This window comes from Bacillus haynesii, from assembly GCF_014042035.1.
Taxonomy (GTDB): Bacteria; Bacillota; Bacilli; order Bacillales; family Bacillaceae; genus Bacillus; species Bacillus haynesii.
Genome location: NZ_CP059494.1, coordinates 1,823,047 through 1,843,107 on the forward strand (window position 1 = coordinate 1,823,047; position 20,061 = coordinate 1,843,107).

The 20,061-nt window shown below is 49.0% G+C and carries 17 protein-coding genes; 7 read left to right on the forward strand and 10 right to left on the reverse strand.

Annotation, left to right across the window (positions count from 1 at the left end):
- Window positions 1-5: 5 nt before the first annotated feature.
- The 6 genes from H2R00_RS09085 to H2R00_RS09110 form a co-directional block, all read right to left on the reverse strand.
- Window positions 6-1,349 (reverse strand): lysine N(6)-hydroxylase/L-ornithine N(5)-oxygenase family protein, encoded by a 1,344-nt coding sequence (locus H2R00_RS09085; RefSeq protein WP_182070884.1) that lies wholly within the window; start codon window positions 1,347-1,349, stop codon window positions 6-8.
- Complete coding sequence (locus H2R00_RS09090) at window positions 1,324-1,878, reverse strand: GNAT family N-acetyltransferase (protein ID WP_154994125.1); 555 nt, start codon at window positions 1,876-1,878, stop codon at window positions 1,324-1,326. Before H2R00_RS09090 ends, H2R00_RS09085 begins: the two co-directional genes overlap by 26 nt.
- Window positions 1,875-3,641, reverse strand: a complete 1,767-nt coding sequence (locus H2R00_RS09095) for an IucA/IucC family protein (RefSeq protein ID WP_154994123.1) — start codon at window positions 3,639-3,641, stop codon at window positions 1,875-1,877. Before H2R00_RS09095 ends, H2R00_RS09090 begins: the two co-directional genes overlap by 4 nt.
- Window positions 3,638-5,149: a pyridoxal phosphate-dependent decarboxylase family protein gene (locus tag H2R00_RS09100; RefSeq protein ID WP_154994121.1), complete on the reverse strand. Its 1,512-nt coding sequence runs from the start codon at window positions 5,147-5,149 to the stop codon at window positions 3,638-3,640. The genes H2R00_RS09095 and H2R00_RS09100 overlap by 4 nt, the downstream gene beginning before the upstream one ends.
- On the reverse strand, window positions 5,133-6,479 hold the full coding sequence (locus H2R00_RS09105; protein ID WP_154994119.1) for an aspartate aminotransferase family protein: 1,347 nt from the start codon (window positions 6,477-6,479) through the stop codon (window positions 5,133-5,135). Before H2R00_RS09105 ends, H2R00_RS09100 begins: the two co-directional genes overlap by 17 nt.
- Before the next feature lie 287 nt (window positions 6,480-6,766).
- Entirely contained in the window at window positions 6,767-8,239 is a 1,473-nt protein-coding gene (locus tag H2R00_RS09110) for an aminotransferase-like domain-containing protein (RefSeq protein WP_182071049.1), read from the reverse strand.
- A 98-nt stretch (window positions 8,240-8,337) separates the two neighbouring features.
- Between H2R00_RS09110 and H2R00_RS09115 the strand changes: the two genes are divergently transcribed.
- The 4 genes from H2R00_RS09115 (at window position 8,338) to H2R00_RS09130 (ending at window position 12,724) form a co-directional block, all read left to right on the forward strand.
- Complete coding sequence (locus tag H2R00_RS09115; RefSeq protein ID WP_154994117.1) at window positions 8,338-8,943, forward strand: LysE/ArgO family amino acid transporter; 606 nt, start codon at window positions 8,338-8,340, stop codon at window positions 8,941-8,943.
- A gap of 101 nt (window positions 8,944-9,044) precedes the next feature.
- Entirely contained in the window at window positions 9,045-10,514 is a 1,470-nt protein-coding gene (locus tag H2R00_RS09120; RefSeq protein ID WP_182070885.1) for a spore germination protein, read from the forward strand.
- 6 nt (window positions 10,515-10,520) lie between these two features.
- The gene (locus H2R00_RS09125) at window positions 10,521-11,639 is read left to right on the forward strand and encodes a GerAB/ArcD/ProY family transporter (RefSeq protein WP_182070886.1); all 1,119 of its coding nucleotides are present in this window, start codon (window positions 10,521-10,523) and stop codon (window positions 11,637-11,639) included.
- Window positions 11,636-12,724 carry a Ger(x)C family spore germination protein gene (locus H2R00_RS09130; protein ID WP_182070887.1) on the forward strand — a complete coding sequence of 363 codons (1,089 nt, stop codon included), beginning with the start codon at window positions 11,636-11,638 and terminating at the stop codon, window positions 12,722-12,724. Before H2R00_RS09125 ends, H2R00_RS09130 begins: the two co-directional genes overlap by 4 nt.
- Before the next feature lie 103 nt (window positions 12,725-12,827).
- Here H2R00_RS09130 and iolX read toward each other — a convergent pair whose 3' ends face one another.
- The 4 genes from iolX to H2R00_RS09150 all read right to left on the reverse strand — a co-directional run bounded on the left by iolX (window position 12,828) and on the right by H2R00_RS09150 (window position 16,572).
- The gene (gene iolX / locus H2R00_RS09135) at window positions 12,828-13,856 is read right to left on the reverse strand and encodes a scyllo-inositol 2-dehydrogenase (RefSeq protein ID WP_182070888.1); all 1,029 of its coding nucleotides are present in this window, start codon (window positions 13,854-13,856) and stop codon (window positions 12,828-12,830) included.
- A 166-nt stretch (window positions 13,857-14,022) separates the two neighbouring features.
- Entirely contained in the window at window positions 14,023-15,066 is a 1,044-nt protein-coding gene (locus H2R00_RS09140) for a LacI family DNA-binding transcriptional regulator (protein ID WP_154994107.1), read from the reverse strand.
- A gap of 56 nt (window positions 15,067-15,122) precedes the next feature.
- Window positions 15,123-15,680 (reverse strand): GNAT family N-acetyltransferase, encoded by a 558-nt coding sequence (locus tag H2R00_RS09145; protein ID WP_182070889.1) that lies wholly within the window; start codon window positions 15,678-15,680, stop codon window positions 15,123-15,125.
- Between the two features lie 28 nt (window positions 15,681-15,708).
- Window positions 15,709-16,572 (reverse strand): AraC family transcriptional regulator, encoded by an 864-nt coding sequence (locus H2R00_RS09150; RefSeq protein ID WP_154994103.1) that lies wholly within the window; start codon window positions 16,570-16,572, stop codon window positions 15,709-15,711.
- Between the two features lie 120 nt (window positions 16,573-16,692).
- Between H2R00_RS09150 and H2R00_RS09155 the strand changes: the two genes are divergently transcribed.
- From H2R00_RS09155 to H2R00_RS09165, 3 genes are all read left to right on the forward strand, one after another.
- A complete protein-coding gene (locus tag H2R00_RS09155) occupies window positions 16,693-18,033 on the forward strand; it encodes an MATE family efflux transporter (protein ID WP_154994101.1) in 1,341 nt (446 codons plus the stop codon).
- A gap of 201 nt (window positions 18,034-18,234) precedes the next feature.
- Window positions 18,235-18,576, forward strand: a complete 342-nt coding sequence (locus H2R00_RS09160) for a P-II family nitrogen regulator (RefSeq protein ID WP_154994099.1) — start codon at window positions 18,235-18,237, stop codon at window positions 18,574-18,576.
- Between the two features lie 55 nt (window positions 18,577-18,631).
- Complete coding sequence (locus tag H2R00_RS09165; protein ID WP_182070890.1) at window positions 18,632-20,011, forward strand: ammonium transporter; 1,380 nt, start codon at window positions 18,632-18,634, stop codon at window positions 20,009-20,011.
- Window positions 20,012-20,061 lie beyond the last annotated feature (50 nt).

Here is a 20,061-nt window from a genome sequence, read left to right on the forward strand (position 1 = left end):
CTTTATTAGCCGTTTGGCACAGCTGTTTTTTCCGCGATTCCTGTTCCGAATGTCTGGAAGACCGTTTTATGGCTGACGTTGTATACTTCTCTCCCGGCTAGCTGATTGATGATCACCGAGTTCCGGTAAGCGCCGAGTCCCAGGTCAGGTGCACCGACACCGTGTGTGTGCAGCTCTCCGTTTTGAACGAAAATATGGTTTTTTGATGTTGCAGCTGTCACCAGCCTGTAGTCGCGCGTAATGACATAGCGCCCGCTCGCGTCCTTTTCAATCAGGCTGTCAACAGGTGCCAGACATTCCGGCAGCCTCTCTTTATAGCCCGTCGCCAGGACCACCATATCTGCCTGCCGCTGAAACCGGTCTTCATTTACCCGGTTTGTGCAGTGTAGAATCAGCGTTTCCCCATGCTGTTCGATCTGCTCGACTTCTGTCATGGACTGAAGATCAAAAGCCGCTTCCCGCCCTCCGCAGGTCCGCTCATACAGCAGATGATAAATATCGCTGATCGTCTTCGCGCTGATTCCTTTATAAAGAAGATCCTGCTGTTTCAGCAATTCATCTTTTTTCCACTGCGGAAGCTGATAGAAAAAATCGATATAGTCAGGCGAAAAATATTCGAGACCGAGGTTCGAATATTCCATCGGGAAGAAGCCTTTTGAGCGGGTGAGCCAGCTGACATGCTCAGCTTCATCTTCACCGACCAGGTCATAAAACACCTCGGCTGCGCTTTGCCCGGAGCCGACGACGGCCACCCTTTTCCCTTTAAATCCACCGGGCTTTCTCTTTAAGTACTCGGCTGAATGGAACACCGAGCCCCCCAAAGCGTCTGAGAGCGTTTCGGGAACGTGCGGGCCCGTCCCAATGCCGAGCGCAATATGCTTCGCGTAATATACGGCTTCCCCGCCATTTTCCCGATTCGCGACCCGCACCTTAAAAAGCGGATCCGGGTTCGATTCAATAAGTGCAATGCTTTCGACATTCATCCCGAAGCGGCACGAGTCGAGCTGTTCTGCCACCCAGCGGCAGTAGTGGTTGTATTCCTTTCTCGGAATATGAAAGTCTTCCAGAAAATAAAAAGAATACAGACGGTTATGCTGCTGGAGATAGTTTAAAAAGCTGTATTCGCTTTTCACATCGGCCATGCTCACCAAGTCGGCCAAAAACGGCACCTGCAGTGTCGTCCCTTCGATCAGCATGCCGGGATGCCAGTTAAAGCTCTCGTTCCGTTCAAAAAACAGCGCATTGATCTCAGACACGGAATCAGCCAATGCGGCAAGGCCGAGGTTAAACGGCCCGATGCCGACGCCGATGACATCATAAACATCAGTGGGTCTCTTTGTAGAGTTCATCTTTTTTCTCCTTTTCAAAAAAACGTTCTCGTTCGCAAAACATCAATAATCCGGTTTTATCAGGGAGGTTCACAGGTTTAATAGGGCGAAACCCGCATTTTTCAAAAACATGAATCATTTTTTTGTTGCGGATATCCGGCTCTGCGATGACCTTTTTTGTTTCAGGCTCGGCAAATTGCATGCTGACCATCGCTTTTAAAAGCGGAAGGGCAAGACCTTTTCCCAAATACGCTTTTTCTCCGATCAACAGATGGATGCCCTGGTCAAAAGGTTCATTGTCATAGTGGTGTTCAATGACGTCCCCCTTGACCCAGTACGACTCCCAGTAGCTCATTGGCACACCGTCAATAAAACCGATGTACAGCGTTTGGTGAGGGTCTGTGATGGCCTTGTGAAAATGGGCTTCAAATTTTGCAAACGGCATGTTTAAGTGCCAAAACGGGATGACATGCTCCTCCTGCATCCAGCGGTAGACGAGCGATACGTCTCTTTCATAGTCCGCTTTTTGAAATGTGATCCTGTCATTCATTGGACAGCCGCCGCCTCCTTTAAAAGCGGATTGTTGACAGACGTATAGCGAGACTGGGTTTCAAGCGAGCCCGTCAGCTCATCCATGTCGTAAAATCTCGTCAGCAGATTGGCCTTGCACGGAAGCTCCGAAAAACGAAGCAGGCTGTCCGTCAACTCAGTGATGCCGTAAATTTGTTCCGCTTTTTCAAGCCGCTCTCTGATCATGGACAGGAGCGTTTCTTCCCGGATCAGCCCTTCGCAGCCAAAGCCGTTCACCAGCCCAAACAGATGGTTGAAGAAGAAATAATAGCGCAGTCTCTCAACAGCCACGCTGTCCGAGCAGATCGTCTCGCTCCTTTTGCTTAAGCCTTCGATCAGATTGGAAAGAATCCCGGCTTTTGATTCGCTGTAATAATAGCCTTGGTTATCCCTGTAGTAAAACGTCTCCGGATAGCCGTTTTTTAAGCGGATAACGGCGTTTTGCTGGTGCGCTTCAATCGCCAGCCCGTATGTTTCAAACAGCCATAAAACAGGCTCAAGCGAAATGGACAAGTATTTGTCAAACCAATCGATGCTCACTTCTTCCGTCGTCCGCCCTTCTTTTAAAGCCAGTCCGCGGATGACAGAAGACAGCCGCGACTCTTTCCCGTAGGCGTGATCCTGGCAAAGCCCGGCGATCAGACATGCTGAACGGTCGTCTTCATAAAACGGATTCTCCCTGATCACGACTTCAAAGCCGGACTCCCCGTTCTCTCCCCGAATGGAGATGTAGGCAGGATCTGTAATGACGCGAAAGCCCGGAAACTCCTGTTTCAACCTTTGACCGAGCTCTGTCTGAAGCAGCCGGGCCATTTCAACACCTCTGTCCAATTCTTTCTGCTTGTTCACACGAAGCGAATTCGTGATTTTGATCGGCACCGAAAATTTGTACATATAGCGCGAGTGCTTGCTGTAAACCGTGCGGACGGAAGATGTCGCCGTGAACGTCCGGCCTTTTGCACCGAGATATGTAAGGAGGCCTTGATCGATCAATTGTTGAACATACGGCTCCGCCAGCAAGGCTCTCGCCTGGAGCGGGTGTGCGGGAAGAAGCGCAAAGTCCGGATCGGCCGTTTGCTCATCTAGCCACGCGTTGTCAATCATCGAATCGTTCTTCAATTCCTCTTGAATGACTAGCGGCGCTTTTGTTCCTGTACTTGAATCGTGCAGAACGAGCGAGGCATGCGCCTTAAAGTAATGAAGCTGAAACTCCCCTTTCAATTCAGGTGAGAAAATGTTCTCCTCTTCAGGTTTCATCCCCTGCCTGCTTTTTGGCGTCGGATGCATCAGATGGCCGAGCAAAAGCGACTGCTCCGCTTCGATAAACGTAAAATCAGCGCGGCTAAGCTCATTTTGATCATCGGCCCGTTCTTCAACATAACGGCTGATATTTCGGCAGCTCAAAATGATTCTGAGCATGAATTCATCCTCGGCATTCCCGCGGTTTTGCTGAAGAAGCAATTCTTTTGAAGCGAGGGAGACGAGCGTGACATAGTCGAGCGGAAGCGGCTTTCCGTTTTGGGTTGTTTGATAGTAAAGCGGAAATGAGAAAAGGTGCCTTCCCGTCTTCGACCAGTACTTGATCGGAACGATCAGCTCGATTTGCTGGCGTTTCAGCGGGACAATCAGCGTTTTTTGAGAGCCGTCCGCGATCCCACGGGTTTTGATGCCGGTTTCACGCAAATAGCAATTTAAAAAGCTTTGAATCGTGGCGTTTTCTGCTATTTCTTTAAATGAAATCATCTTGTTACCCTCCTGCTATTCGTATAAAGACTTGCCAGCTCTTGAATCCTGCCGAGAATGTCGTCAAGATCCGAAAGTGTCGTCCGCGGATTCAGCAGCGTGAATTTTAAATACGTTTTCCCAGCTGCTGCCGTCTTGGCGATCACCGCCTGTCCCGTTCTGAACAATTCTCTGTGGATACATTTATTCAAACGGTCGTTTTCCGCGCCATCTTCTGAGGCGAGGCAGCGGAAGACGACAGCGTTCAGTTCAGGGTGCGGATTCAGCAGTTCGAACCGATCGCTTGCGGAGATTTTTTCCGCTGCCGCTTTAGCCAATGCGAATGTCCAGTCAATCATCTCGGCGAATGTATCTTCTCCAAGCACACGGAGCGAGACAAACAGCTTTAAAGCGTCAAAGCGCCTCGTCGTCTGAATCGATTTATTGACGAGATGAACGATTCCCTCCGCTTCATCCTCCTCAGGATTTAAATAATCGGCATGATAATCAATCAAGTGGAAATGCCTTCTGTCTTTTACAAGAAAAGCGCCGCAGCTGACCGGCTGATAAAACTGCTTGTGGAAGTCGACGCTGATGGAGTCGGCTCTGTCGATCCCGGCCAATTTATAGCGGCGGGTCCTGCTCAAAATCAACGCCCCGCCATACGCGGCATCAACGTGGAGCCAAAGCCCGTCAGCATGCGCGGCATCCGCAAGCTCGGAAAGCGGATCGATGCTTCCGAAGTCCGTCGTACCGCATGTTGCAACAATCGCAAATGGATGTAAGCCCGATTCCTTCAGCATAGCGGTTTTTCGCTTTAAATCGTAAAGGCTCATCCGCTTTTCATCATCGGTATCGACGAGCACGACGGCGCGCTCTCCGAGTCCGAGCTGGGAAGCCGACTTTTTCACGGTAAAATGAGCATCCTTTGAACAGAGGATCCGCAGCCTGTTCGCTTCCGGCGGCAGGCCGTCCTTCTGTACGTTCCAGTTCCACTGCTTTTCGCAGAAAGCATCGCGGGCCAACAGAAGCCCCATGTAATTAGACTGTGTGCCTCCGCTCGTAAATGTTCCGTCAGCACCCTTTCCGTACTCGAACTTTCGGCAAAGCCACCGCACCATTTCTTCCTCGATTAATGAAGCCGCTCCGCTTTGGTCAAACGAATCCATCGACTGATTCAGCACGCTGATCAGCATCTCTGCAGCTAGCGCCGGGATCAGCGGCGGACAGTGAAGGTGTGCAGCGCATTTTGGATCTTCAACATGAATCCGGTGCGGCAAATAGGCTTCTTTCAGATCCTTGAGAACATCCGCAAGCGGTTCTCCCGCTTCCTGAAACGAAAATAAGCTTTTGATTTCGAGATCCAATTCATTCGGCATCTTCCCGCTGTAGGGCTTCGTCTTGTTCTTCCAATCGGCCCACAGCGTCTCTACAGCGGTCTCGACCGCGTCACGGTATGCTTTGATCCCCTGTTCACCGTTGTGCATGAACAGGGAATCAAAGTTTTTCTGTTTACTTGACTGCTTCATAGACGGCCTCTCTGAAGATCGTGATGATATCGTCGATTTGCGCCTCTGTTACGATGAGCGGCGGCAAGAAGCGGATCACGCTTCCGTGACGGCCTCCAGTTTCAACGATCAGGCCTTTTTCAAAGCATTTTCTTTGAATCACGCTTGCAAGCTCCGCATCAGCCGGATAGCTGCCGTTTGCGTTTTGCTTTTTGTGCGGTGCGACAATTTCGGCGCCGATCATCAGCCCTCGTCCCCGGACATCGCCGATTTCAGGAACGTGTTCCTGAATGTCTTGCAATTCCCGCATGAGCTTCGCACCGACTTTTTCTACATGTGATAGTACATCGTGCTCTTTTATATATTTTAATGTTGCACTTCCGGCCGCCATCGCCATCTGGTTCCCTCTGAATGTGCCGATGTGCGCCCCCGGTCCCCACTGATCAAGATCTTGATCATAGATGACGACAGACAGAGGAAGGCTTCCGCCGATCGCTTTTGAAAGGACGATGACATCCGGTATAATGCCGGCGTGCTCGAACGCAAACATTTTTCCGGTTCTGCCGATGCCGGTCTGCACTTCATCGATGATCAGAGGAATTCCGCGTTCTTTTGTGATCCTTCTCATCTCTCTTATCCATTCAGCCCGGGCCGGAACTGAGCCTCCTTCTCCTTGTACGGCTTCAAAGATCATCCCTGCCGGCTGTAAAACTCCGCTTTCCGGATCATCCAGCATATTTTCGATATATGCGCTCGACAGCTTGTGGCTTGCCTCTCCTCCTCTTCCAAACGGGCAGCGGTATTCATACGGATATGGCAGGAAATGCACATCAGGCATGAGACCCTGGACGTTTTCCTTAGGAGATAAATTCCCGCTCAGCGCCATCGTTCCGTGAGTTGCTCCATGATAGGCGCCGTGAAACGACAAGATGGTTCTTTTCCCTGTTGCCGTTTTGACAAGCTTGAGAGCGGCTTCGATCGCATCGCCGCCGGTCGGGCCGCAAAACTGTATCTTCGCCCGTTTGGCAAACGCCTCAGGAAGGCTTGCAAATACTTCGTTGACAAACTCTTCTTTGATTTCCGAAGTAATATCAAGGGTGTGCAGCGGGCGTTTTTCATCAATCATTTTTTGAATCGCTTCAATCACAACTGGATGATTATGACCAAGCGCAAGCGTCCCCGCTCCTGCCAGGCAGTCATAATATTGCTTTCCATCCGCATCAGTCACCAGGACGCCTTCCGCTGTTTGCATGGCAAGCGGAAATCTTCTCGGATATGAACGCGCATTAGATTCTCTTCTATTTTGCTGCTCCAAAAACACTTGATTTTTAGAACTCGTTTGTACAGGCATAGAAAGCATTCCTCCAATTGATAAAGATTATCATTTTCAATGACAAAAAAAGTGTATATTTTGTGACACCGGCATGTCAATAAGATTCAGAAAAATAGGACGTTTCTCATAACGAGGCAACATGAAGATTTCCTCTGCTGCAAATTCATCTGCTAATATGAATCAATAGTTCCTTGAATGATATGTTAATGGAATTTTATGGACTGTTTTTAAATAACCTGAGGCCTGAAATGTAAAGCGGGGCAGCTGCTGAACATCGATTTTTCAGCAGCCGGTACAGCCGGGGCTCACATGAGTTTCCCGGCGAGTTCTGCGATTGTTTGAATGCTGTAGCGAAGTTCTTCTAAAGAGGCGTACGAATAGGACAATCTGATGCTGTATTTGGCTTCCTTATCGTAGAGGGTGCCCGGATTGATGAGGATGTTTTTTTGTAATGCTTGTTCGAACAAAGCGCTGAGCGAGAGCGGTTTTAGAAATGTGACCCAAATGTAAAACCCGCCTGAGGGCTTTTCCCAGCGGGCGATTCCTCTGCAATAGGTCTCAAGACACCGGAGCGCCTCATCCCGCCTTTGTCTCAGTTCGCCTTTGACCCGGCTGAGATTTTCATCATAAAGCCCGCTAGAAAGCCACTTTGCAGCCGCCCATTGCGACAATGAACTTGATCCGTAGTCTGTCTGCATTTTAATATCGGCAAGCCTCTCGATGACGGGTTCCGGACCTGCGACCCAGCCGATGCGGAGGCCGGGGCTGACGGTTTTCGATAGTGTGCCGACATAAAGAATGCTGCCTTCTCTGTCCATGGCCTTCAGCGGCGATGACGGCGGACCGTCAAGCTGCAAATCGCCGTATGCATCATCTTCAATAACAGGGAGCGACAGCCGCTTGCTGATTTGAATCAGCTCGCGCTTCCGGTCTTCGGACATCAGTTTGCCCGTCGGATTGTGAAATGACGGAATCGTGTACAACAGATCGGCGCCATGCCGTTTTTTTACCGCCGGAATGACGGACGGGTCTAATCCCCCGGCATCCATTGGAAGCCCGCAAAGCCGCATGTCCATCGATTGAAAAACGTGCAGCGAGTATAGGTATGACGGCTTTTCCGTCAACACGACGGCTCTCCGCTTCAAAAGGCCGATCGATATGAGCTGCAGCGCCTGAAGTGCTCCGGAGACGATCAGAATCGAATCGGCTGATACACGTACACCCTTTCGGCTCAGATGCTCCGCCAGCACCTCTCTTGTATAGCGGTTTCCTTTCGGTTCTTCATACCCGAGCATCAGCCTATCAGATGCGGCGCCGCGAAGAATCTTTTCCATCTGTTGATAAGGCAGCAATTCAGGTGCCAGTTCACCTGTGCCGAGCCTGATGATGCCTTCTGCAAACTCCTGCCTGTTGATTTCCTGAACCGTCATTGAATTGGGGCGGTGAATCCCCGATCGTACATAACTCGTCCAATCCAGCGGCGGCCCCGCCGTAAATCCTGACCAAGTTTGATTGGCCACCTTTGTACCTCCGCCCCGGTTGCCTTCAAGAAACCCTTGAGCTGTCAGCTCGTCAAGAGCCGCGGTCACCGTGCTTCTATTCACTTGAAACATGGAGGCCAGCTTGCGTTGGGAAGGGATTTTCGTCCCGGCCGGCCATTCCCCCTGCAAAATCTTCTCTTTTATGATTTGTTCGATTTGCTGGTATAGCGGAATGTCTGAATGTCTGTTCAGCTGTCTGTGCACTTCATGTTCAGCTCCTTTTTTAAAGGATAGCATTTGGCTGGGCAATTAGACCAGCCAAATGGCCGGAGACATTCCCCGTTTCTTGCTCTACAATAAAACGGATGTTTTGAATGAAAGGGGTTTTTGCAGTAATGAACGCAGCTATTCACGGAATCATTCTCGCTTTTGGACTGATCTTGCCGCTCGGCGCGCAAAATGTCCTGATTTTTCAGCAAGGGGCTGCATCATCTAGCATTTGGCGCGTTATGCCGCTTGTCATCTCCGCATCGTTGTGCGATTCCCTCCTGATTATACTTGCAGTCACAGGTATTTCCGCGGCTGTCGCTGGTCTTCCCGAAGTTAAATTTGTCCTTTTGGCCGGAGGATTTCTGTTTCTCATTTATATGGGATGGGCCACATGGAGAAGCAAGCCAGCAGTGGGAAGCGCGTCCGAAGCTATGCCGGCCAAAAAGCAAATCGCCTTTGCTGCGGCCGTGTCGCTCTTAAATCCGCACGCCTTGCTCGATATCGTCGGCGTAATCGGCACGAACTCTTTAGCGTATGAAGGAGCGGATCTTTGGCTATTCACCTGTGCATGCATGATGGTTTCGTGGCTATGGTTCCTAGGACTTGCCGCAGCGGGAAGACTTCTCAAACAGCTCGATTCGCAAGGGTTCGTACTGACCTTGTTCAATAAAGGATCTGCGGCTGTTATGTGGGGGCTGGCCGCCTACCTCGGCGCCTCGCTGTTTACCTGATTTTGAGAACGCGGCTTCTGTCCGCATAAACCTGAGAAGCAGCGAGCACAATAAGGACATCCGGTAACCCGGTATTGACCAATCGCTGATGAGGGATGTCCATGTTTCGAAAATATAAAAGAAAGGGAGCCGGATTGCGGAGCGCTCCCATTACGAGAGATGCCCTTCGTGATGCCACCGCCGGTATGGCTGATGCGGTGATCGAAGAGCATGAAACAAAAGGCGGACAAAAAGCAGTAATTTACTATTTACATACGATCATTGACCGGGTGCTGTTGCAGCAGTCGATCATCAGGCCTCTGATCACGAGTGGCGAAGAAGAGTTAATATATCGCTGTTTAAAAACCTTTGTTTTGCACGTGGAACCGATCGTATCTTTGGAAAATGCAAAAGAGTGGCTGATGTCCGGTTCGATCATCATCCATGATCCGGCTCAGCAGCAGTGGTTTGCCATTCCTGCTGAAAATCGGGTCGGCCGGCCAATCGAACCGTCTCAAACCGAAACGGTGATGTACGGTCCGAAAGACAGTTTTACCGAACAGCTCGACGTCAATCTTTCTTTGCTGCGGCGCAGGCTGCCTTTAACCAATTTAAAAGCGGAAAGGCTGACGGTCGGTTCGCTCAGCAAAACATCCGTTGTCATCGTTTATATTGCCGGATTAACCAATCCAGAATTGATTGAGGAAGCCAGAAAAAAAATCGCGGAAACCGATTTTGACATGATCTTCGATTCCGCACAGCTCACTGAATTAATTGAAGATCATCATCATTCGATTTTCCCGCAGTTCCAGCAGACCGAGCGTCCCGACATTTCCGCATACAATTTAAGCATTGGCAAAATCGCCATATTGGTCGATCAGACGCCGTTTGTTTTACATGCACCAATCACGTTTTTTCATCTATTTCACTCCGCTGAAGATTATACGACGCGCTGGCCGGTTGCTAGCTTTTTTAGAATGCTGCGCTACGCCAGTTTTTTTCTGTCTATTTTGTTAATACCTTTGTATGTCGCCTTGTCGACTCATCATTATCATATGTTTCCGCTCCAGATCCTTTACGTGCTGATCGAATCAAGGAGCAAAGTGCCGTTCACCCCGTTTTGGGAAGCGGTCCTTATGCTGCTCGTCATTGAAATTATTAAGGAAGCCAGCGTGCGGATGCCGACAAAATCAAGTTCAACATTGGGGGTCATCTCGGGGATTGTGATTGGGGAAGCGGCGGTGCAGGCCGGCTTTGTCAGCAAAGTGCTGATCGTTTTGGTCGGCATCTCAACGGTCGCGTCATTTTTGGTTCCCAACTACATCATCGCCAAAGGGCACACTATGATTCATTTTACGATGCTTGTATTCTCCGCCTGTCTCGGTTTTTTCGGATTGATCTTCGGAATGATCGGGCTGTTTGTTCATTTGAACGGGCTCACTTCTCTCAAGCAGCCTTATTTTGCACCGATTACTCCATTATATTGGCGCGATTGGCTCGATCTTTTTATACGAAGTCCATTGATTTGGCTGAAAAAGCGCCCCGAATACCTGCATCCCCTGCAAAAATGGCGGTACGTAAAAAGGAGATGAAGCGGCTTGAGTTCTTTTCAATTATTTCATAAGACACGGCCTCTCGGCGGCATTTACATCGCCCTTATCGCCAACCGTATGCAAGTCCTTTTTTTCATTTTGGTTCTGCCGATGTATCTCGTTCACCCTTACATGATGTTCGTCATGCTCGCTGTCGGAATGCTGTCCCAGCTCAACTTGTACCTGTTGTCCAAATGGCTGTCTTCTCCAGCTGCCGCAAAAGGCTACGAAGGCTTCGCCGCCCTCTTCGGCGAACGCAAGCTGCGATTTTTTATTCTGATCGGCTTAATTCAACTCGCGCTAAAGATCGCGATCATGATCACAAGCTACGCCGAAACAGTGAGACATTTCATCTTTCCCGCGATCAATATCAACTGGCTCGTGATCTTTATTCTGGTTATCAGCGGGTATGCTGCCTCCCGAGGCATGGAAAATACGATGCGCTTTGTCATTATCGCCTTTATGTCATCATTTTGGATGGTGTTCCTTTTTATCAGATTTTATATACCCCCGATCGCTTCCTTGACTGATTTATACCCGCTGATTCCTTTTGAATGGACTGAACATTCTTGGAAGGCACTACTCGTCATGTGGTCTTCTTTTTCCAGTCCCGAGTATTTGATTTGTCTGGCTCCGTGGTTCAGCAAGGAAGCAAATGTGCTGAAATGTTTATCGGTCGGTAATGCGATTTCACTCTTCGAATACTTGTTTTTGTTTATCGGTGCACTGTTTTTCTACGGCTCCTCTTATTTGCGGGAAACCGTTTTTCCGGTGATGAACATGCTCCGCTATTTGCAGTCGCCGATTTTGGAGCGGATCGATACGTTTCTTCTGTCTGCCCATATGTTTCATTTTGCGTTTGTGATCGCAATTTTTTTGCTCTGCTTTTACGGAGGCATCCGTATTTTATTTAAAAGGGTGTCCAAACCGGTAACACGAAGAGGATTTCTGTTCAGCTTCCTTCTGATCATGGGATGTTCGCTCATCATGAGCACCTGGTTTTGGCAGTCCGGAAAGGAGCAGAATATGTGGTTTTTGATCGAAGTATCCATCGGAGCCGCCACTTATGCATTGATTCCGGCTATTCTTGTCATCGCCGGAAAACGAAAGGGGCGCATACCATGACCAGCGGAAAACGCCTCATATTAAACTGCTGTATCGTACTTGGGATTTTCATAGCGGTTGCAGGCTGCTCTCCATTTGTCGAAAACAATGAGATCGAAGAAATCTCACCGGTTACCTTTTGGTACATGAAAGAAGGAAAAAAAGGAAAGATCTCGATGAGCACCGTCGTCCCTCCGGTAGGCCTTGAAAAAAAGCGGCTGTTCAGCACTGAAGTCGATATGATCAAACAAGCAGGAAAGCGCTTTAATTTAAATTATTACAACGAGCTGAAAAACGGGCAGCTGAGAATGGTGATGATCGAAGAAAATCTCGCCGACAAGGGCATACTTCCGATTGTCAACACGCTCCTGTCAGACCCGAAAATCGGCCCCCGCCTTTATCTCATCCTCGTCAAAGGCGATTTTGACAAATATATACTGAGCGAATTGAAGCAAAGCGAGAATTTTGACTTTTATCTTTATCAGACGTTAAGGCATTTTGAAAGAGCCAACCAGGGTGAAATGAGCATCGTCAACCTGCATCAATTCAAAAACCAGCTGTACACCCACTTTTCAGATCCATACGTGCCTGTTTTCAGAACCGATGGAAACCAGTTCACATATGAAGGAACAGGACTTTTCCGAAACGACAAATTCGTGAAGGTCCTGGCCGGCATAGACGATCAAATTTTTCAGCTGATCAACAATAACAGGTTCCTGAAGTTCCTCACGATCCCCAACTTGTCTATCGTGATCGGCCAAGTCCGCTCAACCGTCACGTTCGACTTGAATCAAAACAATACGGCTTTATCAATGAAGGTCAGCCTAAACGCGGGAATTGAAGAATATACAGGCGATAAAAACTTGCAGGATCAAAGCGAATTCAACGCACTTGTCCATGATGTAGAATCTGAATTGGAAAAGAAAACGGCGGATATGATAAAGGACATGCAAAACATTCGGGTTGATCCGCTTGAAGTCGGCGGCGAAGCGCTGTTTCCGTTTACAAAGCCGATGAGCGACAAAGCGTGGCTGAAGCGTTGGGAGAACATGGATGTTAAGGTGGACTACCAGCTGAATCTGAGACCGATTGAGAATACGCAATAAGGTGACAGTTGGTTGAAAACGCGGGGAGAAAGGCCGCACCGGGCGGAGAAACGTTTTCTTCCGCCCTGCTTTCTGTTGATCCTATGTGACCGCAGTCCCCATTTCATACCGTAAGCTGTTTCGTCTGATACTGGATCTTGACGGGCTTGCCTGTTGACCAGGAATGCGTGGCCGCAAGCGCGATTTCCAAATTGACTGCAGCATCCACTTCAGTCACAATCGGTTTCGTTTTGTTGCGAACACACTCGGCAAAGTGCTGCAGCTCCAAGCAGTACGCTTCATGGAACCTCGCCTGGAAATCGGGAATGATATTATAGCTGCTCCCCTGTCCGGTCCGCACGGTAACCGCCGGGTTCCGCAGCGTCCCGATGAAGATGCTGCCGTCCGTTCCGATGATTTCGGCGCGTATATCGTGGCCGTAAGACGAATTGCGGCTTGCTTCCGCATCACCCGCCGCTCCCGACTCAAACTCCATATAGGTGAGTGCCTGATCGACGTCATGGCATCCCGGCATAAACGCGTGCTTCAAAACCCTTCCGTGACCGGAAACAGCAGTGATTTCAGCCCCCATTAAATAACGCGCGATATCATAATCATGAATCGAACAATCGACGAAAATACCGCCGCTTTTTTTGATGAATTCAGCCGGAGGAGAGCCAAAATCGCGCGTGAACCCTTTATAATAGATCGGTTTGCCGATCTCTCCGGTATCGATCCTCCTTTTGGCATCCGCATAAGCAGGATCAAACCGCCTCATAAACCCTACCTGGCAAATCACGCCCGTTTCTTTGATTTTGGAAATGACTTCTATTGATTCTTCAAGATTTAATGTCAGCGGCTTCTCGACGAAAATCTGTTTGCCGCATTCGGCCGCCTGTTTGATGACTTCGGCATGAGTAGATGTCGGCGTAACGATGACGACGGCATCAATCTCTGGGTCGCGCAGGCATTCAAACGGATCTTCAAACCACTTTCCAACACCCAGTTCAGCAGCAATCTCCCTCGCCCTTCCCCCTGCCGGGTCGGCTACAGCCGCGAGCAGGACTCCGGGCACCTCGGTTTTGAGGTTTTTCGCGTGGTAATAGCCGAGCCTTCCGAGCCCCAATACGGCGCATCTCACTAATTCTGTCATTTTCTTCTCCCCCTTTGCATCTTATGAAAGCGCTTTATTAATTAGAGAAAGCGCTTGCTCATTTCATTTCGGATTTTACCCTGTATTTATTTTATCCGCAATGGTTTTTAGAATTTAATTAGGTCAAGCGCTTGCTCTTTATAAACGAAAAAAGAGCGTTTTTCTATTAAAACCCGCTCTTTTCGGCATATGCTTCTTTTTTAAATGGAGGGGCCGTCGACTGTCTGACGACAAGTTCAGGCGTGAGAATGATTTTGCTTTTCGAGCTTTTCTTGCCGCTGATTTCTTCGGCAAGCAGCTCGGCCGCACGGCGGCCCATTTCTTCAATCGGCTGCGACACTGTCGTCAGCGGCGGATCGGTCATTTCGGCTAAAAACGTATTATCAAAGCCGATGACCGATAAATCAGTTGGAACATGAAGCCCCCATTCCCTTGCAGTCTGAATGACTCCGCACGCGAGCACATCATTCATGGCGAAAACGGCGGTCGGAATGTTGCTTTCGAAAATTTGACCGGCTGCTTTTTTGCCGCATTCCAGGGAAAAACCGGCTCCGGCAATGAGCAATTCATCCACTTTGATGCCGGCTTCATCCATCGCTTTTTCGAAACCTTTCAGCCTGTCTTTTTCTCCGGTTGTCGATCCGTCGCCGGCGATGCAGGCGATTGTCTTATGGCCGAGCGAAATTAAATGCCGCGTCGCTAAGTATCCGCCCATAAAATCGTCGATGACCACGACATCCATCGGAACAAGAGCGCGGTCCTGGGAAATCATCACGAGCGGTATGCCCTCTTTTGCAATATCCTCGAGGGCAGCCATGCTCTCCTGATTTTCGATGCCGGTTGCAAAAATGATCCCGTCGGCGCTTTTTTGCTTGAGCACTGAGAAATACGTTGTCTCCTTTTTCGGATCGCGGTCAGTACTGCACATCATAATACTGAAGCCAAGCTCGCCCGCCCGCTTTTCAATGCTTTTGGCAAGCTCGCCGAAAAACGGGTTTGCAATATCGGGCGTCAACAGGCCGATAATGTTCGTGCGCTTTCCCGTAAGCGCAGAAGCGTGAACATTCGGCTGGTAATCGAGTTCTTTCATGACGGCATGCACTCTTTCCCTTGTCGACCTGCTGATTCTCCCGGTATTGTTGATCACCCGGGAAACCGTGGAAATCGAAACGCCGGCCGCTTCTGCTACATCATAAATGGTTTTTTTCATTTTGGTCCCCTCTAGTCCGCTGATGAAAGATTTCTAATATTATATTATAGAGCGTGTCAACTTCCGCCGCAAATCAGCTCCCACTCCTCCCGCAGGATTCCGTATCTGATTGAATCGTAATAGACTCCGTCATAATATCTGACTTTGCGAATTCGGCCTTCCATCTTAAATCCGGCTTTTTCGGCGCACCTCATCATCCGCCTGTTACCGGACCACGTCGTCATTCCGATTCTCGGCACATCGACGTTTTCAAACAGGAAGCTGACCCATAATTCTACGGCTTCCGTGCCGTATCCTCCGTTCCAAAATCGCGGATCATAGATGCCGATTCCGCATTCCAGCCAGCGTGTCGGCCGGCATTCCCAATAGTAAGAAACGGTTCCTTTCAGCTCTCCTTCGATCTCTATCGCCAAATAGCGCGGCGGTTTTTCTTTTAAAGCCGGCACAAAAGAGTCGAGAAAATATTGAAACGGTTCGGGCTGAAGCGGAAAATAAGGGGCATCCCATTTTTTCCATTCAGGGTTTTGAGTTCCGTAAATCATCCTCCATAATCCGGGCAGGTCATCCATTGTGATCGTACGCAGTTTTACTTTTTCACCATTGATGGATGCCAAACTTTTCTCCTCCTATGCTTTGAAAATATCACTCAATATTTCTCTTCATCATCTTTCTGTATTCAACGGGCGAAATCCCTTCTATTTGTTTAAACAGCTTTGAAAAATATGTCGGATCATCGATTCCGACTTGTTCGGCAATCGATGACATTTTGTCGTTTGTAGAAGAGAGGAGCCGCTTCGCTTCAAAAACCTTAGCCTTATTGGCGTATTGACCCGGTGTGATGCCGAACACCTTTTGCATGCAGCGGGTAATGTAGTCCTGGTGATAATGAAGGGCAGCCGAGAGCTGCTCCATGCTGAGCTTTTCCTTATAGTGACGGTCGATGTAATGCTGCGCTTCGGATGCCACACGCTCACTCGCCGAAGGAATGTGGAACGCCTCCTTTTGCAAGTGAATCAGCAGCTCTTCGAATAAGAGCTGCTTCCGAAGAGGCAGGTCGGAATTTTGGGCGGAATCGTCAATCAAACGCCTAAACTGCTGTTCAATAAACGCTTTTTGGTCGATCTTTCCCTTTCTCGGAATCTTTAAATGATATAATGTCGGCGTTTCAAACGTCCCCTTCTTCAGCTTGAGTTCGGTCCAGTTCTCACCTCCCTGCTGCGCGAAGCCATAGGACGGCTCCTGAAAGTGCAGCCAAAAATAGCGGGTATCGTTTTGACAGCCGTGGTGTCCATAATGCTCGAGCCCCGGAACAAGGATGATGTATTCCCCTTCCCGGATCTGATGGGGCTCGCCGTCCTCAGTTAAAAATAGTTCCCCCTGTATTACATATAAGAGATCAAACACGGAATATTCACGCCTCACATGCTTTTCCCCTCTTTTGAACAGTCCTTCTCCGCCGGTTATCAACACAGGGAGCGGCGGAATTGTAAAGATGATATGTTCCATGTTCTCTCCCCTTTTCATCAAGTCGGATTTCTCCAAGAAGTATCGGTTTCGTCTCTTCTTATTATAAGAAAATGGCGTTACACTATAAAACGGATTTTTAAAAGAAAGGGGTTAAACGCCATGAAAAAAACAGCACCTCAAAACCTCTCTTTATTCACATTGACTTGGCCTATCTTTATCGAGGTTTCATTATATATGTTAATGGGCAACGCAGATACCCTGATGCTCAGCCAATATTCCGACGACAGCGTGGCAGCCGTCGGCGTCAGCAACCAAATGCTGAACTTGATCATTGTGATGTTCGGTTTTATCGCAACAGGAACAACCGTCATTATTTCTCAATTTTTAGGAGCACGGCAAAAAGCCGAAGCGATGGAAGTCGGCTATGTTTCCATCAGCGCCAATTTTATCATCAGTCTATTCATCAGTGCGGCAATTTATATATTTGCCAAACCGCTTTTATTGATGATGGGTCTGTCCGCCAACCTGCTTGCCGAGGCCGGCATCTTTCTCCAGATCGTCGGCGGACTGTCCTTTATCCAAGCGCTCATCATGACGTTCAGCGCTATTTTGAAAAGCTACGGGCATACAAAGGACACAATGGTTGTCACCATCGGCATGAATATCCTGAACATCGCCGGCAACTATCTTGTCATATTCGGACCGTTCGGCTTTCCGGTTTTAGGCGTAGCCGGCGTGGCAATGTCCACTTCAATCGCCCGCATCATCGGCCTTTTGGCGATCGCTCTGCTTGTCAAAAAGCGCGTCGGCATGCCGCTGTTGTCCAAACGGCTGTTTGTCTTAAAGAAAAGTCATCTGAAAAAACTGCTGAAAATCGGGATTCCTTCAGCAGGGGAGCAGCTTTCGTATAACGCGTCACAGATGATTGTCACCTATTTTATCACGCTGATGGGCGCGCAGGCGCTGACGACAAAGGTCTATACCCAAAATTTGATGATGTTTATCATGCTTTTCGGTACAGCGATCAGCCAAGGAACGCAAATCTTAATCGGACGCCATATCGGCGCGAAACAATTTGATGAAGCATACAGCCGCTGTCTGAAAAGCCTGTGGTGGGCTCTGGCCATTACAACATTTACTTCCGTTCTCTTCGCTGTGTTTTCAAAACAGCTGATCGGCATTTTCAGCAGCAATCCTGATATTATCGCAACGGCCAGTATACTGATCCTTTTGACGATTATCCTGGAGCCGGGCCGCTCGTTTAACGTGGTCATCATTAATTCTCTCAGAGCTGCGGGAGACGCGAAATATCCGGTTTATATGGCGATTGTCTCAATGTGGGGAATCGGCCTTCCGATCGCTTATATTTTCGGCATTCAGCTTGGATTCGGCCTGGCGGGAATTTGGTTTTCTTTCATCGCCGACGAATGGGTCAGAGGCATTTTGATGTACAGAAGATGGAGATCTAAAATGTGGCTTCAAAAAGGATTTGCAGCATAACCTGCTTTCAACAGAAAGCAGGTTTTTCATGTTATAAAAGTTAACGAAAATTTCATTCTATGAACACAGACCTCTCGAAGAATAGGTCTAATAGATTAATTTTTTTGAAAATTCGTATTGATTTTCAATTTACTTTTACGTATGATAATAAACATAACAATACACGTAATAAAACCTTACACCAAAAGGAGGATTTACATTGTGAAAAAAATCGAAGCGATTATACGCCCCGAACAGTTTCCCCGCCTCCGTAAAAAGCTTGAAGAGGTTGGCATAAACGGATTAACAGTCTCAGAGGTTGCCGGCTGCGGCCAGCAGCGCGGGAAACAGGCTTTGTTTCGCGGCACCTCCTATGAAATCAAGCTGCTGCCTAAAGTGAAAGTCGAGATGGTGATTGAATCGGAGAGCGTTGATGAAATTATCAAAATCATCGAAAGCACATGTTCGACAAATACGGTCGGCGACGGAAAAGTCTTTGTGCTTCCGATTGAAAACGCGATTCGAATCAGGACAGGGGAATCCGGAAAGGAAGCGATTGTGTAAAACGCCCAATTCCCTTTTGCCTCTTTTAGCCGATACTTTAGAAAGGATGATTCTTATGAAAACCAAGGTATCTTTCGTCCTGTTCCTCAGTTTTTTCCTCGCAGCATCAGCTCTGGCCGCCGAACCGACGGCGCAAACGGTCAATGATTCGGTCAACATGACTTGGGTGGCCATCGGCACTCTGCTCGTCTTTTTTATGCACGCCGGTTTCGCGATGGTTGAATCAGGCTTTACGAGAGCTAAAAACACGTTAAACATTTTAATGAAAAACTTTCTGACGATCTCTATCGGCTCCATCCTTTATTTCTTCGCCGGATATGCGTTGATGTTCGGGGACAGTGCCGGCGGGTTCATCGGCACAAGCGGTTTTGCTTTAGCGGGTGATCAGGATGTCGGATTTTTCGTCTTTCAAGCCGTGTTTGCCGCTACATGCGCAACCATAATTTCCGGCGCTGTCGCTGAACGGATGAAGCTTGGCAGCTACATGATCTTGACGCTGTTTATGACCGGTCTCATCTACCCGGTTGTCGGCCATTGGACTTGGGGTGAAGGCTGGCTGTACGACCTCGGATTTGTTGATTTTGCCGGATCTGCGATCGTTCACTTAACAGGCGCCGCGGGCGCGGTTGCGGCTGTCATGTTTCTCGGGCCGCGGATCGGAAAATATGCAAACAGAAAGGTCAACGCCATTCCAGGACACAGCATTCCGCTGGGCGCACTCGGCGTCTTCATCCTGTGGTTCGGCTGGTTTGGGTTCAACGGCGGAAGCACGCTTGCGGCTGATCCCGCCGCCGTCCCCCACGTCATCACCACAACCCTTTTATCGGCATCGGGCGGAGTCGTCAGCTCGGCGCTTTTCACTTATTTCCGTTACGGCAGGATCGACCCTTCCCTGACGCTGAACGGCGCGCTTGGCGGACTTGTCGGAATTACCGCGGGCGCGGACGGCGTTTCATTTACAGGCTCGATATTGATCGGATGTATCGCCGGTGTCATTTTAGTTGTCGGCGTTCAGTTTATCGACCAGGTGCTGAAGCTTGACGATCCCGTCGGCGCCATTGCCGTTCACGGTGTTTGCGGTGTTTGGGGGACGCTTGCAGTCGGGCTTTTCAATACATCGAGCGGTCTCTTTTACGGAGGAGGAGCCGCACAGCTCGGCATTCAAGCCGTCGGCATTTTGGCGATCGCAGCCTGGACCCTCGCTGCCACATCGGTTGTCACTGCTGTATTGAAAGCTCTCGCTCCGATCAGGGTATCAAAAGAAGAGGAAATTTCCGGACTCGATTATGCCGAACACGGTTCTTCCGCATACGAGTATAAAGAAAGCTACATCGATCAGGGCAATGTTGACGAAAGCTCCGCTTTCGGAACGGATCTTGTCTCTCGGCTCAACAATTTAAAGCCGGGACCGTCTTCCAAAACAGAACAGGTTTGACTCTCATCCATTCGGTCAGCTGATCATTAAAATCAGCGGCGGTGTTCAAA

Excerpts from the sequence above, each read along its gene's own strand:
- H2R00_RS09085 (WP_182070884.1), bottom strand. The coding sequence starts at position 1,349 with ATGAACTCTACAAAGAGACCCACTGATGTTTATGATGTCATCGGCGTC.
- H2R00_RS09090 (WP_154994125.1), bottom strand. The coding sequence starts at position 1,878 with ATGAATGACAGGATCACATTTCAAAAAGCGGACTATGAAAGAGACGTA.
- H2R00_RS09095 (WP_154994123.1), bottom strand. The coding sequence starts at position 3,641 with ATGATTTCATTTAAAGAAATAGCAGAAAACGCCACGATTCAAAGCTTT.
- H2R00_RS09100 (WP_154994121.1), bottom strand. The coding sequence starts at position 5,149 with ATGAAGCAGTCAAGTAAACAGAAAAACTTTGATTCCCTGTTCATGCAC.
- H2R00_RS09105 (WP_154994119.1), bottom strand. The coding sequence starts at position 6,479 with ATGCCTGTACAAACGAGTTCTAAAAATCAAGTGTTTTTGGAGCAGCAA.
- H2R00_RS09110 (WP_182071049.1), bottom strand. The coding sequence starts at position 8,239 with ATGCTATCCTTTAAAAAAGGAGCTGAACATGAAGTGCACAGACAGCTG.
- H2R00_RS09115 (WP_154994117.1), top strand. The coding sequence starts at position 8,338 with ATGAACGCAGCTATTCACGGAATCATTCTCGCTTTTGGACTGATCTTG.
- H2R00_RS09120 (WP_182070885.1), top strand. The coding sequence starts at position 9,045 with ATGTTTCGAAAATATAAAAGAAAGGGAGCCGGATTGCGGAGCGCTCCC.
- H2R00_RS09130 (WP_182070887.1), top strand. The coding sequence starts at position 11,636 with ATGACCAGCGGAAAACGCCTCATATTAAACTGCTGTATCGTACTTGGG.
- iolX (WP_182070888.1), bottom strand. The coding sequence starts at position 13,856 with ATGACAGAATTAGTGAGATGCGCCGTATTGGGGCTCGGAAGGCTCGGC.
- H2R00_RS09140 (WP_154994107.1), bottom strand. The coding sequence starts at position 15,066 with ATGAAAAAAACCATTTATGATGTAGCAGAAGCGGCCGGCGTTTCGATT.
- H2R00_RS09150 (WP_154994103.1), bottom strand. The coding sequence starts at position 16,572 with ATGGAACATATCATCTTTACAATTCCGCCGCTCCCTGTGTTGATAACC.
- H2R00_RS09155 (WP_154994101.1), top strand. The coding sequence starts at position 16,693 with ATGAAAAAAACAGCACCTCAAAACCTCTCTTTATTCACATTGACTTGG.
- H2R00_RS09165 (WP_182070890.1), top strand. The coding sequence starts at position 18,632 with ATGAAAACCAAGGTATCTTTCGTCCTGTTCCTCAGTTTTTTCCTCGCA.